Genomic DNA, 14,002 nt, shown 5'->3' with positions numbered 1-14,002 from the left:
CCGCTGACCTCTTGCATGCCATGCAAGCGCTCTCCCAGCTGAGCTATACCCCCAATCGACAGCTATTCCGAAGAATCTCTATCATAACAAATTTTGGCGACGCTACGGGGATTCGAACCCCGGTACCGACCGTGAAAGGGTCGTGTCCTAGGCCTCTAGACGATAGCGTCAAGGACTTTTCTGTTGGTGGAGGTAAGCGGGATCGAACCGCTGACCTCTTGCATGCCATGCAAGCGCTCTCCCAGCTGAGCTATACCCCCAAACAACGAGGAGCGAATTTTATGGGAATTTTTTCTCCTCGTCAAGGCAATCGCTAAAAAATCAGCAATTAAAATGTAACAAAATTATTTTGTATGGTTGATCCAGTTGGTCAAACCTTCTTCTAATTTACCTCTAACTCTTTCTTTTCCAAAGAGTTCTAAGGTTGCATCAATAGACGGAGTATGTTTTTCCCCAGTGACTAAAACTCTCAAAGGAATTGCGATGTGAGGCATCTTAATTTTTAATTCTTTCATGATTGAACGAATTAAAGTATTGATGTCTTCTCTCTTCCATTCCATATCTTTGCTGCGTTCTAAGAACAAGCGGCAAGCTTCCTGGCTGGTAGCTGCATCTTTGATGCATTCGTCAAGAACAGCTAAGTCAATTGGATTATCGCGATAGAAGAGCATGGCGCCCTCAGCCAGTTCGGCTAAAGTGGCTTCACGTTCTTTGAGCAATGCAACAATGCCGACTAAATCCAGGTTTCTGCTTAAATCAGCACCCTTATCTTTCAAACGCGGTTCGATAAGCTTTGCTAAACGTTCGTCATCGGCTTCTTTGATGTATTCATGGTTGAGCCAGCGCAGCTTATCCATGTTGAACTGAGCGGCGGAACGGCTGCAGTCTTCCAGCTTGAACCATTCGGCAAGCTGTTCACGGCTGAATTTTTCAGCATCGCCGTGAGCCCAGCCCAAACGTGCCAAGTAGTTGAAGATAGCTTCCGGTAAGAAGCCCAATTCTTCATAAGCTAAAACGCTGACAGTGCCGTGACGCTTAGAAAGCTTCTGGCCGTCTTCGCCGTGAATTAAAGGCAAGTGTGCAAATGTCGGAATCTCTCCGCCGATAGCCTTGTAAAGGTTAATCTGGCGAGGAGTGTTGTTAATATGGTCAGCACCGCGGATAACATGGCTGATTTCCATGTCCATATCGTCAACAACTACAGCGAAGTTGTAGGTTGGAATGCCGTCGCCGCGCATAATAACGAGGTCGTCCAACTCGGAGTTGTTAATAGCAATTGGACCGTATACACCATCATTCCATGTAACGGTTCCTTCATCCGGATTTCTGAAGCGGATGACCGGAGTAACGCCTTCAGGAATTGGTTTACCGACGCAGTTTTCAGGACGCCAGCGGCCGTCGTAGCGAGGCTTTTCACCTCTGGCTTTTTGGTCTTCTCTCATCTGTTCCAGCTCTTCTTTTGTGGCATAGCATTTGTATGCCAAACCTTTTTCCATGAGCTGATCGACAACTTCTTTATAACGGCCAAGACGGTTCATCTGATAAGTCACATGACCGGCGTTGTCATAATCCAGATTGAGCCATTTCATCGCATCAAGAATGACCTGTGTAGCCTCCGGAGTGGAACGCTCTTGGTCAGTATCCTCGATTCTTAAAAGGAATTCACCGCCGAAATGGCGGGCAACGGCCCAACAATAAATGGCTGTACGTGCTGTACCCAAGTGCATCATCCCGGTAGGGCTCGGTGCAATTCTTGTACGAACTTTTTTAAACATAATTTTCCTAAGTTATTTTTATGTAAAAGAAAGGGCTTAGCCTTTCGGTCAAGCCCATTATTTTAGATCCTAAATCTTTGATTGTCAGACATACTGCCAGAGGATTAGTAGAACGAACTGGCCTGACAAAATTCTGAGGAACATCGCCAGAGGATAGACAGTGGAATACGCGATAACGGAACTGTTTTTCTCAGACAAAGTTCCTGCGTAAGCCAGAGTGGGAGGATCAGTTGTTGCACCGGCTATCATACCGATCATGGCGTGGTAGTTCATCTTATATTTCTTACGAGCAATGGTTCCGACTATCAGCAGAGGAATAACCGTAATAAACAAGCCCAGGAATGCATAGAGGACACCTTCCCCGTTGCCCAACGCTTCAACGAAAGGTTTGCCGGCATTTAATCCGACGCTGGCAAGGAATAATGCAATGCCCAGTTCTCTAAGCATAAGATTTGCAGACTCGGTCGTATATGTAATCAGACGCAGGTTCGGACCATAATATGCCAGCAAAATAGCAATAATAAGAGGGCCTCCTGCCAAACCGAGTTTTAATGGCACAGGCAAACCGGGAATGGCGATAGGAAGACTTCCGAAAATGATCCCGACAACAATGCCTAAGAAAATGGACACGAGATTCGGGTGATAAAGTTTCTTTTCTTGGTTGCCCAAAGTTTCGGCCAAACGTGCTACTGCCCTTTCCGGACCGACGCAGTAAACGCGGTCTCCGAGCTGCAGATGCAAATTGTTGTAAGGGAAAAGAGTTAAACCGGCACGGAAAATTCTTGTGATATTGACGCCGTCATACTTGCTCAAATGCAAATCATGAACGGTTAAACCGTTTACTTTCGGTTTTGTGATGCGGATGGTTCTCGAAGTAATCGGAGAAGATTCCAATACCAAATCGATTTCCTTATCTTCCTTACCGCAAAAAGCTACTACCGGCTCTTTATTTTCTTCCGCACTGACAATTCTTAAGACGTCTCCCGTGTGGAGTACGGTCTCGGCTGAAGGAGAGGTAATAACACCGTTATGAAGGACACGGGAACAGATAAATGGTCGGCCCACGAAATCTCTAACTTGATGAATCGTACGTCCCTCTAAGGCTGGATTGGTAATCCTGGCATGGAAGAAGATAGGTGCTTCGTTGTTAGCCTTTTGGGCTTCTTCCCATTGTCTGTCTTCTTCCTTCAGATCGATCCTAAATACGATTCTTAACACGATAGCTGTGGCAATGATGGCCACAACAGCAAGGGGGTACGCACAGGCATACGCAACTGCAATATCTTCTCCGGTGTATTCCATCATCTTTAGTGCCTCTTGAGTAGCACCGAGACCCGGAGTATTTGTTACAGCTCCGAAATAGACGCCGAGCATTGTCGCCAACGAGACCTTTGCTTTGAACATAAAGAAAAGGATGATGGTGACAACCAGGCTAAGGACAACCGTAAGCAAAGTCAGTAAATTTAATTGAAGTCCTCCGCTTTTAAACGATGAGAAGAAGGACGGTCCGACCTGAAGCCCAATAAAAAATACAAACAAGATAAGTCCGAAATCTCGGACGAATGACAATACCGTCGGATTGACAGTAAAGCCTACATATCCGCAAGCCAGTCCTACGAAGAGGATAAAAGTCACGCCCAGCGAGATACCGAAAATTTTAATTTGTCCTAACAACATCCCAACGCTGATCACCAAGGCATACACCATGAGGATATGAGCAATTGAGTTGGTGTCAGTCCAAAGATTGACGAGCCAGTCCATTGTTTTAATAAAGTTTAAAGATTTGAGGTATGGAACGTTTTCTAACAGTTAATTCCACATTGTGAACCGAACTTCCATGAAAAGAAAGAACTCAAGGACTCGCAGGAAGTGGTTAAAACCAATATAACTATTTGGTTTATTTGAAGAAATAGAATTCTAAAAGAAGAAATATTAAGTGAAAGTATCGATAGTAATTAACCTGACAAGCATTACAGAAAATTGCTTGTCAGGATGTTTTGGTTGCCCGCGACCCACCCTCGCACAAAGGTCATTGTCAAAACATGGTAGTAATGTATAAGCGGTGATTTATAACTTAACCCCCGTACAGAGAGAAGAGCTGTAAAAAATTGGTTTCCTTCCTCTGAGGTCCCTCGAGCCGTTTGGACTCGAAGGTAATTGACATTTGTTTTCGCCCAATTGACCTTTGCGCTACACACAAAACCAACACTAAATTAGATCTGTATTCCAATTGGTGTATTGAATTTTTGCATCTAACATGCGCGCTTCATAAGAAAGCTTATCTACAAGCTTTTGATAAGGTTTCACGTCAACCGCAGCGGTTATCATGATCTCATTACGAGAATATCGCTCAACCTTGTTGGAAGCTTTTTGCAGAAACTCACGCATGATTGAAATTCTCTTAACCATGTAATCACGTTTCGTGATCATTTCGGACAAAGTTTTTCCGTCAACAATAACCGCTCCGTTGGTTTTGTTGATGCGGTCAACCAAAGTTGTCAGCTCATCGATTGTGGTCTCGACATCATTGATCAACACCTTTGGATCTTCCGAAGGGACATCTCCTTCCTGCACTAGAGCATTGGCCTGCAAACGCTGATTGAGTCTGCTCAGCCGACTTTGTAATTCTTTTCTTTCTATCAATGCTTCTGCTAGTTTCATCTTTTTTCCTATTGGATAGGCCTGTTTTTTGCATACGCAAAGTTTACAACGGCAAAAAAGAGGTTAAGAGTCAAATTCACCGTTTCAAGAGCTGCATTGTGAGCAACTACTTACCTTGGTGTAACCAGAGGTTACAAGTTATTGCAATTCTTGAGAAACGTATCATCCATGAAACATAAGTGACAACGATTAAGCAGTAATACTTATAATAGGTACTCCAGTTGGCTTAGGCCTTCTTTTTTTGTTTCAAAAAGGTATATGTATGACACCAACCGCATGGATTGCCATTGCTGTAATCGTGGTCACGGTTTATTGCTTAATTAAGCGTTATGAAACCCGCTTAGTGCTTTTCACCGCCGGCCTCTTCCTCTGCTGTATCGCCATGAGTCCAATGGCTGCACTTGACCAGTTTGCTAAGAGCATGGCCAACGCATCCTTAATTATGGCTATTTGTTCGTCTATGGGTTTTGCTTATGTTGTGACGACTACCGGATGCGACAAGAACCTCGTTAAGTTCCTCGCCGCTCCTCTTCACAAACTCGGCATTCTCCTTATTCCGACAACTACCATCATCACCGCCTTCATTAATGTGGCCATTCCTTCCGCTTCCGGATGTGCTGCCGCTGTAGGTGCAACTTTCATTCCTGTCATGATTCGTGCAGGCATTCGTCCGGCCGCTGCCGGCGCCGCCGTCCTTATGGGCACTTTCGGTTCCAACATTTCCCCGGGAACCAGCCATAACAGTGTTGTTGCCAAAATTGCCAATATGGACATGATGGACCTCATCAGCCTTCACACTCCTTACTCTATCGGCATGGTACTTATCGGTGCAGTTGGGTTGACCATTGTTTGCTTGATTCTCCGCGACAATAAGCCCACTCAAAAAGAATTGGACGACTACTACACTACTGCCGATCAGTCTCAGGAACTTCAGCATATCAATCCTCTTAAAGCGATTGCTCCGCTGGTTCCGTTAGTTATTCTTCTTCTCGGCAACTCCTATGTTCCGTTCATCAAAATGGGCGTAGCACAAGCCATGGTTATCGGCGCAATCTTTGCCTTGATTGTCTCCTGGGTCAACCCGCAACAGTTCACCAAAGACTTCTTCAAAGGAATGGGTGAAGGCTACGGTTCCGTCATGGGCATCATCATTACCGCCGGAGTCTTCGCTGCCGGTCTTAAAGCCACGGGCTTGATTGATGCTTTCGTCGAAGTATTGAAGAGCTCAAACGAAATCGCTCGCTGGGGCGGCTCTTTCGGCCCCTTCCTCATGGCTGCAATTACAGGTTCCGGCGATGCTGCTACTTTTGCCTTTAATGAAGCCGTTACACCGCACGCCGCATCCTTCGGCATGCCGATTCCTAACCTCGGTGCCATGGCTTTAATCTCCGGTCAAATGGGCCGTACCATGTCTCCGATTGCAGGCGTTGTAATTGTGCTGTCCGGCTTGGCAATGGTTCCTCCAATGCAGTTAGTAAAACGTACCTGCATTCCATTGATTATCGGCGTCATTGTTTTAGCGCTGACCATCGTCTAGCAACAGTATTAAAACTCTGCAAAATGCCTCGCGGAATGCGGGGCATTTTTTTTCGGCTGGAATTGTAAAAAAGTCTTTGGGCTTTGGTTGGAGGCGTCCTCTGTCGGAAGCTGTAAAGAACACCGACAGCAAATTGAAGACTCTCTTCGTTTATTGATTTTGAAAAAGTATTATTATTTCAATAAATCCACTTCAACCTTCATCGAAGAGAACTATTATGACTACAACACCATCCGGCTCCCGGGGAGGAGCAAGAAAAGGCGCCGGACGCAAGAGTATTGGTAACACGAGACGCGTCACAGTATGTCTTACCGAAGAACTCTTGCCTATATTTAAAGAAAGAGGCGGTGCTAAGTGGCTGCGCAGTGAACTTTCCCGAACGGAGAAAAAATCCGAACCAGCACAGTTTGAATCCTTCTTTCTTCCTGTTGCCGATCCGGTTTCTATGCGACTGCCGCTTTATCAATCAGGCGTACAAGCAGGTTTCCCTTCTCCGGCAGAAAGTTATGTGGATAAATCTCTTGATCTGAACGAGTATTTAGTGGCCAATCCGGCCGCCACATTCTTTGTGCACGTAGTAGGCGACTCCATGGACCGAGCAGGCATGGAAGACGGAGATCTGTTGGTCGTGGATCGTTCGCTTGACCCTAAAAACGGCGACATTGTCATCGTCAGCATCGATAATGAATTCACGGTAAAACGTTATATGAACGACGAAAAAGGATTGCGCCTGCTGCCCGAGAGCTCAAATCCGATTTACAAAGCAATCCGACCTAAAGAATTTGAAGAATGGCGGTTTATCGGAGTAGTCAAGTTCACGATTAAAAGCAATTAGCTATGTCTTCGGTATTTGCGCTCGTTGACGGGAACTCTTTCTTTGCGTCGTGTGAAAAAGTTTTTAGACCCGACTTAACCCATCGTCCCGTTATTGTTCTCAGCAATAACGACGGCTGTGTTGTCGCTCGCTCCAAAGAAGCTAAAAAACTCGGTATAAAGATGGGGCAGCCTTTCTTTCAGATTGCGCAATTCTGCTTATACGAAGGAGTGGAGGTTTTTTCGAGCAATTACGAGCTATATGCAGATTTGTCGGGACGCATGATGTCGACCATCGCCTCTATGGTTGACTGCATCGACCCTTACAGCATTGACGAATGCTTTGCCAACATGAGCGGGCACGAACGGCTGGGAACGAATCTGACCGCCCTCGGCCGAAAAATAAAAGACAAAGTTCTTCAGGACGTAGGGATTCCAACGTGTGTTGGAATTGCGCCTACCAAAACTTTGGCTAAGTACTGCAACCATCTTGCCAAACACTATGCGGGACTCAAAGGCGTCTGCAGCTGGCTCGACCTTTCAGAAGAAAGACGTCGGCGTGCGCTTGCTTGTGAACCGGCATCTGAAGTATGGGGAGTAGGCAGAAGATATGCCGCCCGGTTAAAAATGCTCGGAGTCCACACGGCTCTTGATCTTGCAAACACCAATCCGGATCAAATTCGCAAAGAATTCGGGTTACCGTTGGCGATGACGGTTAAAGAACTTCAAGGAAGTTCATGTATCCCTTTAGAACTCATTAAGCCGAAACGTCAGCAGATTATGCGCAGCCGCAGTTTCAGCGAACTGGTTTCCGATGAAAATGATCTTCTCGGTGCCATTACGTTTCACGCACAAGAATGCGGACGGACGTTGCGTAAAGAAGGAACCTGTGCTCACACGGTTGGCATTGTTCTGCAAACCAATCCGTTCCGAACTCAAGATGTACAGCACCATGCTTTTCCGTCTTTGGGCCTGCCCTACGGAGTTGCCGATACCCAAACAATTATTCACTATGCCGCTGCATTGTTGAGACGAACATTCCGCAAAGGCTGTCTCTATAAGAGAGCAGGCGTCTACGTCGGCGAAGTTGTCTCCCGCAAAGGCCAAGTCCAAGATCTTTTCGAGTATCAGGAGACAGCTCCCCGCGAAGAAATTTGCAGAATAATAGATACGCTTAACACTCGCTATGGGAAAAATACAGTGCACTTTGCCTCTTCTCGTTTGGGAGAAAAAATTTGGTGCATGAATAGAGAACGGCTGAGTCCTGCCTATACGACCTGCTGGAATGATCTGCCCAAAGTCGGAGCTTTGTACAAAGAGCGCATTCCGTCTTGACGATACTCAAAATCTTACCTCTTTCGCCAAGAGTCCTGCGTCAAAAAAGACGAGAAGAGAAAGCATTCGACCAAGAAAAGAATGAAGACAAACACTACGCTGCAGACTCCGCCAAAGACTTTTTAAGAATTTTCGAGAAACTGTTTCAACTGTTCCGCAATAGCCTGAGGATTATCAATATGGTCCGCGAAAATCTTCATAATTGCGGTTTCTCTCTCATCTCTGTCGGGCGAAACAAACAAATCTTCGGAGTTAAAGGAAGTGGACAAATCTTGCCTGCATGTAAGAATGCTAATGGCTTTCACACCTGCCTCTGCAATTAAATTTATAGGACAGTTTCTATTATTTAGAAAGTTAAACTTCTGCAATTTAAAGGCTGTCACCTCGAGAGCATCGATGATTACTCGGCTTTCAGGATCCAAAGCCTGACAGTAAAATTCCGTCAATTTTTTATGTTCATACGTTTTCGCAAAAACTGCAGACTTGAACCTATTGAGCGCCAGCCAAGTGGGACTGCCGCTTTCATCAACCAAACCGGAGCGCTCATGAACCGGAAGTTTCCGGATGAATTCCATCAGAGTTTCCAGCGTCGGAGAACCGTCCGAATAAGTCTCTATAGATTCAAATGCGATTAACCGCGCATCGCATTCCGCCTGCTCAGCTGCAGAGGTTTGTTCTGCCTCAGGAACCATTTTTTGCTTCCAAAGTTCGGCTGTTACCTCCTTTGGCGGCAAGATTCGAACAAGAATAGGTGCTGTAATTCCGGAAATCGAGCCTCTATTGATTCCGTGGTCCTCATCGCAATACAAGTCCTTGAGATAATTGGAAGCAGTACCTTCTGGATAAGCCAGCCTCAATGCATTTACTCTGGCATGACCGGCTAAGACACGAAACTTTGAGACATCTTCGGAAAAATAGTCCTCATCCGGCTTTCCATCCAGATCATAGGCCGTTAACACTTTATCCGTCTCCACAACTGCATATTGAGCTGCTGACTTGGTTCCGTCCGGAAAAATTATCCAATCGATCTTTCCTAGCTGACTTGGCTCGATTTCTCCGAAGGCTACGACCGGAGCCCCCGCCTCAAAACTCCTCTCACCGCTTAGTCGAAGATAATCCGGATCGGCAGCAATGCTAAGCATCTGCAGGCGTGACGCAACGCTTCCGCGAGTTCTTTTAGGAGGAAGCATCTCGGGAGAAAGTTTGAGAGGATTTTCGAAATCCAACTTCTCAGGAAGTCTTTTTCGAGTCTTGAGTCGTTCTTCTCTTTTTTGGTCTTCTTCTTGCGTCATTTTGCCGTCTAACTAAATATTTATTGCGTATTTCCCTGATAATCAACAACAATTTTGCAGAAAGTACGGTCCGAGATCCAATATTAACTTTTGGAAAGAATGCAGAAGATACGGGAGGAAGTTTGGTGCGCGGTGTTGGTTTCGAACCAGCGACCCCTGCCGTGTGAAGGCAGTGCTCTACCCCTGAGCTAACCGCGCGAAGAAGTCAGGATTGTACACTAGAGAATTCGAATTTGGCGAATATTATTTTCTCGCTTTTTTCAAAGCCTCTTCGACACCTCGGTTAGCAAGCATATCTGCCATCTCATTGCCCTCAATGCCTGCATGACCTTTGACCCATTTCCACTCAATTTCATGTTCGTGGGTTTCTCTCTCTAATTCTTTCCAGAGTTCCGCATTTTTTACCGGCTCTCCCGCTTTTGTTCTCCAGTTATTCTTTTTCCATCCGTGAATCCACATGGTGATTCCTTTCTGAACATACTGAGAATCGGTATGAAGAATAACTTTGCACGGCCTTTTCAAAAGCCTTAACGCTTCCGTCGGAGCGGTTAATTCCATTTGGTTGTTTGTGCAGCTGATGTTGCCGCCGCAAAGCTCTTTTGTAAAGACACGAGTCTTTCCCTGCCACTTCAAAAAAGCGCCCCAGCCTCCCGGACCAGGATTCCCTTTGCTGGCACCGTCAGTCCAAATTTCAACCAGATCTTTTTCTTGTTCCATATTATTCCTTTACCGCCTGTTTGTTGCTTTTGACCCCGGCTTTAGCTCCCGCAAAAAAATAATTCTTCTTTAATACTTTTCCGACAAAAACACCGCTGTTAACGGTCTTCACTGCACTTAGAGCAAATAAAGAACCGCACTGCGGCCACCACCGGTCGCCGGCTTTTTCTATCCAAGCAGGGTGTCGAGCGCATTTATTCGTTTTATACCAACCGTACCTTCCGAATGCTCCTCGGTCTACATTGAAAGACAAAAGCTGCAGCCAGTCCCTGATCTGAGGAACCGTCATAAAGTTACGCGCCGGCAAGAACTGAGGAAGACCGAATTTCTGCATACCGACTCTTAGTCCCCAAAGACTGGCTAAATTAAAGCCCGTCAAAATCACTCTTCCGCCCGGAATTAAAACACGTGCGGTTTCTCTGAGGACACTGTGAGGATCTTCGGCCAGTTCCAACGTATGGGGCAGCAAAACAAGATCAATAGACTCAGATTCAAACGGCAATGTTTCGGGTTGTAACCTCACTCTTGCCGAGGCTTCATCAGGAACATGAGTCAGATTTCTCATCTCTCTATCCCCTGCTATCTTCAAGGCAATCCTGTTGTTGCGCAGGAAGTCGATGCTGGAAGCGCCGAGCTGAAGGGCATTGTACCCAAAACAGTCGGAGACCAATTTGTCAAATTCGTTCTGTTCCCAGGCCAAGCAATACTGGCCAAGGGATGTCCGATAAAAACTATCTAAATCGTATATCGCATCCATACCTGCTGGTCTGACTAGTCGGTTATTCAAAAACTTTGCGTAATTTCCATTAAAGTAATCGCTATTCTAATGTGAGTCGATTTAAATAAGAATGTTCTCCCGGTTTAAGCTAACCCTTCTTGCGTTGTCTTTTATGACGGCCGCCGTATGTCATGCCCAAGAGCCGAAGGTGCCTGACGTTATCGAGACCGCTGCGGCCCAAGACGACGATTTTTATACGGTATGGAGCCGCATCCGCGACGGGTTCAAGATACCCAACATGGACAACCCGGTCGTTAAAGAAAATCTCCAGAAATACTTGAAGCGGCCGGACTACATTCATCGAATGGCAAACCGCTCTTCTCAGTACCTATACCACATCATTGAAGAAGTCGATGCCAGGGGAATGCCGACTGAAATCGCATTGCTTCCCTTTGTGGAAAGCGCTTTCGTCTCTAATGCAAAATCCCGAGCAAAGGCAGCCGGATTGTGGCAGTTCATGCCGGCCACCGGACGGCACTACGACTTAGACCAGTCTTTGTGGAAGGACGAACGTTATGACGTTCTTGAAAGCACGGGCGCCGCACTGACTTACTTGCAAAGATTGTATGATGAATTCGGCGATTGGCAGCTGGCGTTAGCCGCCTACAACTGGGGTGAGGGCAATATCCGCCGCCAGATTAAAAAGAATCAAGCAGCCGGAAAACCCACCGACTATATGTCGCTGAAAATGCCGGCAGAGACCAGAAACTATTATCCGAAACTGCAGGCGATTAAAGAAATCGTGATGAATCCCGACAAATACGGGATTAAGCTGCCGGTTATCTATAACGAACCTTCTTTCATCCAGATCTTCAAAGAGCAGGATATCGACGTTAAAAAAGCTGCTCATCTGGCGGGAATGAAAGAACAGGAATTCACGGAACTGAATCCTTCTTTCAACCGTCCGGTCATCGTGGCTTCTCACCACCATTCTATGCTGGTGCCTTCAGACAAGATCGATACCTTTGTTGAGAACTTGGTAGCCTTCCGTACTTCCGGCAAACCGCTTTCCAGTTGGACCACTTACCGTGTAGGTCCGAACGAAAGCTTAGCTGCGATTGCTCAAAAAGCTCACATGACCGAAGCCGAGCTGCGAGAGGCTAACCAGATTCCTGCGGGACGACGAGTTAAGCCCGGTTCTCTCCTTTTAGTCAGCCGTGCAATCGGCATTGGAGATGCTGAGGACATCTCTTCGGATACCATCGGTGCAACTTTTAGTTTGGCACAGGACTACCGAAGAGTCTCCTACCGTGTCCGTAAAGGCGATACTTTGGCCCGTGTTGCTAAACGTCTCGGCGTAAGTCCGACAGCGATCGTTAAGAGCAATAAACTGAAGTCAAGAAGATTGAGGGTTGGTCAAACATTGGTTGTCAATGTACCGATCAGAAATCGTCAAATGGCTGAACACCAACCGTCAAAACCGGTTGAATCCGCCTCTTCGACTTCAAACACTTCACGTTTTTATGTTGTCCGCAGAGGCGACACACTCTATAGTATTGCCTCGAGGTTCGGAGTACCGGTTTCTGCCGTAAAAGCTGCGAATAATCTTACAAGTAATAATCTTTCTGTAGGCACGCGCTTGGCCATCAACCAGGAAGGTACCCCGACGAAACGAAATGTTGTTCTGGAAAAACTTCCTCCTTCCGTGAAGAAGACAGTGGCGCAACGGCCTTTGAGCAACCAGACTTATCACAAGGTCAGAAAGGGAGATACGCTGTTTTCCATTGCAAGCTCGGCTAATATCTCGGTAAACCGGTTGAAAGCTTTAAACAACTTGCGTTCCAACAATTTAACTATTGGACAAAAATTAAGACTTAAGTAGACTGTGCTAATAACTTTCATACCAAGACTGCAAAAGTCGCTTAATATCTAACAATTGGTTTTATTTATCTTTTCCGACTATGACTTTATTAAAAGACAAAAAGATTCTTCTTACCGGCGTCCTTTCAAACCGTTCTATTGCCTACGGTATTGCTAAGGCCTGCCATAGAGAAGGAGCCCAATTAGCTTTCACTTATCAGAATGAAAGATTTTTGGACAGAATCACAGAATTTGCCAAAGAATTTGACAGCGACATCGTGATTCCGCTTGATGTGGCAGAAGACAGTCAATTGGAGCAGATGGCAGCGACCCTCAAAGAAAAATGGGGTTACGTCGACGGTGCCGTTCACTCAATAGGTTTTGCACCACGCGAAGCCATTCAAGGAGACTTCTTAGACGGTTTATCCAGAGAATCCTTCAAAATTGCCTTAGATATCTCTGCTTATTCTTTCCCGGCGATGGCTAAAGCTCTTCTGCCGTTAATGGAAGGCCGTTCTTCTTCCCTGCTTGCTTTAACTTATATCGGCAGTGAAAGAGTTGTTCCTAACTACAACACCATGGGCGTTGCCAAAGCTGCTCTTGAAGCCTCTACCCGTTATTTAGCCGCTTCTTTGGGACCAAAAGGCATTCGTGCCAACGCACTCTCTTCGGGCCCGATTAAAACATTAGCTGCCAGCGGCATTAAAGATTTCGGCAAGCTTCTCAAAGAAATGGAACACATTGCTCCGCTCAAGAGAACCGTCACTATCGATGAAGTTGGCAATGCAGCAGCATTCCTCCTCTCAGACTATGCTTCGGGCATTACCGGCGATGTCCTCTATGTAGATGCCGGCTTCCATGCTATCGGCGTTGCGGTTGCTGGAGAATAATATGAAACATTTTTGGTCATTCATCGGCGCTTTAATGCTGGCTTCCGGAGTCGCTCTCGGAGCTTACGGAGCACACGGACTGCATAACGTCGTTACGGTGCAGCGCTCTATCGATGCATTTGAATATGCCGTGCTTTATCAATTAATCAGCGGCCTTGGCTTTTTTGCTATTGCTTGGGGCCTCAATCACTTCAGAGAAGGCCTTGTTAACCTGGCAGGACTTTGCCTTTTGATTGGTTCTTTAGGCTTTTCCGTCAGCCTTTACCTTCTCGTCCTGATTGAGTGGCGTCCGTTCCCATTGATTACGCCAATCAGCGGCGGATTCATGATTGCGGCTTGGGTAATTTTTGCCATTGCCTCTCTGACTAGCCATCCAAGAAGAAGTATTTTTTAATTAAGCACTA

General features: G+C 46.2%; 12 protein-coding genes and 3 tRNA genes. 6 read left to right on the top strand and 9 right to left on the bottom strand.

All coding sequences use genetic code 11. The features are described from left to right. Positions 1 to 94: 94 nt before the first annotated feature. From RDK53_RS00865 to RDK53_RS00845, 5 genes are all read right to left on the bottom strand, one after another. Positions 95 to 170 (bottom strand) — tRNA-Glu (locus RDK53_RS00865). 14 nt (positions 171 to 184) lie between these two features. Further along, positions 185 to 260 (bottom strand) — tRNA-Ala (locus tag RDK53_RS00860). An 84-nt stretch (positions 261 to 344) separates the two neighbouring features. Then, on the bottom strand, positions 345 to 1,775 hold the full coding sequence (gene gltX, locus RDK53_RS00855) for a glutamate--tRNA ligase (protein ID WP_308512846.1): 1,431 nt from the start codon (positions 1,773 to 1,775) through the stop codon (positions 345 to 347). Positions 1,776 to 1,859: 84 nt separating this feature from the next. Next, a complete protein-coding gene (locus RDK53_RS00850; protein WP_308512845.1) occupies positions 1,860 to 3,536 on the bottom strand; it encodes a putative transporter in 1,677 nt (558 codons plus the stop codon). A 447-nt stretch (positions 3,537 to 3,983) separates the two neighbouring features. Next, positions 3,984 to 4,436 (bottom strand): DIP1984 family protein, encoded by a 453-nt coding sequence (locus RDK53_RS00845; protein ID WP_308512844.1) that lies wholly within the window; start codon positions 4,434 to 4,436, stop codon positions 3,984 to 3,986. Between the two features lie 262 nt (positions 4,437 to 4,698). Between RDK53_RS00845 and dcuC the strand changes: the two genes are divergently transcribed. The 3 genes from dcuC to RDK53_RS00830 all read left to right on the top strand — a co-directional run bounded on the left by dcuC (position 4,699) and on the right by RDK53_RS00830 (position 8,121). After that, the gene (dcuC, locus tag RDK53_RS00840; RefSeq protein WP_308512843.1) at positions 4,699 to 5,973 is read left to right on the top strand and encodes a C4-dicarboxylate transporter DcuC; all 1,275 of its coding nucleotides are present in this window, start codon (positions 4,699 to 4,701) and stop codon (positions 5,971 to 5,973) included. Between the two features lie 217 nt (positions 5,974 to 6,190). Next, positions 6,191 to 6,808, top strand: a complete 618-nt coding sequence (locus RDK53_RS00835) for a translesion error-prone DNA polymerase V autoproteolytic subunit (RefSeq protein WP_308512842.1) — start codon at positions 6,191 to 6,193, stop codon at positions 6,806 to 6,808. 2 nt (positions 6,809 to 6,810) lie between these two features. Further along, positions 6,811 to 8,121 carry a Y-family DNA polymerase gene (locus tag RDK53_RS00830; RefSeq protein ID WP_308512841.1) on the top strand — a complete coding sequence of 437 codons (1,311 nt, stop codon included), beginning with the start codon at positions 6,811 to 6,813 and terminating at the stop codon, positions 8,119 to 8,121. Between the two features lie 122 nt (positions 8,122 to 8,243). Here RDK53_RS00830 and RDK53_RS00825 read toward each other — a convergent pair whose 3' ends face one another. From RDK53_RS00825 to RDK53_RS00810, 4 genes are all read right to left on the bottom strand, one after another. Continuing rightward, a complete protein-coding gene (locus RDK53_RS00825) occupies positions 8,244 to 9,413 on the bottom strand; it encodes a hypothetical protein (RefSeq protein WP_308512840.1) in 1,170 nt (389 codons plus the stop codon). A 123-nt stretch (positions 9,414 to 9,536) separates the two neighbouring features. Continuing rightward, positions 9,537 to 9,611: transfer RNA gene (locus RDK53_RS00820), tRNA-Val, on the bottom strand. Positions 9,612 to 9,656: 45 nt separating this feature from the next. Continuing rightward, positions 9,657 to 10,130 carry a ribonuclease HI gene (gene rnhA / locus RDK53_RS00815; protein WP_277041770.1) on the bottom strand — a complete coding sequence of 158 codons (474 nt, stop codon included), beginning with the start codon at positions 10,128 to 10,130 and terminating at the stop codon, positions 9,657 to 9,659. Position 10,131: 1 nt separating this feature from the next. Further along, positions 10,132 to 10,917, bottom strand: coding sequence for a class I SAM-dependent methyltransferase (locus tag RDK53_RS00810; RefSeq protein WP_308512839.1), 786 nt, complete (start codon positions 10,915 to 10,917; stop codon positions 10,132 to 10,134). Between the two features lie 103 nt (positions 10,918 to 11,020). Between RDK53_RS00810 and RDK53_RS00805 the strand changes: the two genes are divergently transcribed. The 3 genes from RDK53_RS00805 to RDK53_RS00795 all read left to right on the top strand — a co-directional run bounded on the left by RDK53_RS00805 (position 11,021) and on the right by RDK53_RS00795 (position 13,992). Continuing rightward, positions 11,021 to 12,730, top strand: coding sequence for a LysM peptidoglycan-binding domain-containing protein (locus RDK53_RS00805; protein ID WP_308512838.1), 1,710 nt, complete (start codon positions 11,021 to 11,023; stop codon positions 12,728 to 12,730). 79 nt (positions 12,731 to 12,809) lie between these two features. After that, positions 12,810 to 13,598, top strand: coding sequence for an SDR family oxidoreductase (locus RDK53_RS00800; RefSeq protein ID WP_308512837.1), 789 nt, complete (start codon positions 12,810 to 12,812; stop codon positions 13,596 to 13,598). A 1-nt stretch (position 13,599) separates the two neighbouring features. Further along, positions 13,600 to 13,992: a DUF423 domain-containing protein gene (locus tag RDK53_RS00795; RefSeq protein WP_308512836.1), complete on the top strand. Its 393-nt coding sequence runs from the start codon at positions 13,600 to 13,602 to the stop codon at positions 13,990 to 13,992. Positions 13,993 to 14,002 lie beyond the last annotated feature (10 nt).

This window comes from uncultured Turicimonas sp., assembly GCF_902477955.1.
GTDB lineage: Bacteria > Pseudomonadota > Gammaproteobacteria > Burkholderiales > Burkholderiaceae_F > Turicimonas.
This window is presented reverse-complemented; position numbering and strand designations above follow the sequence as displayed.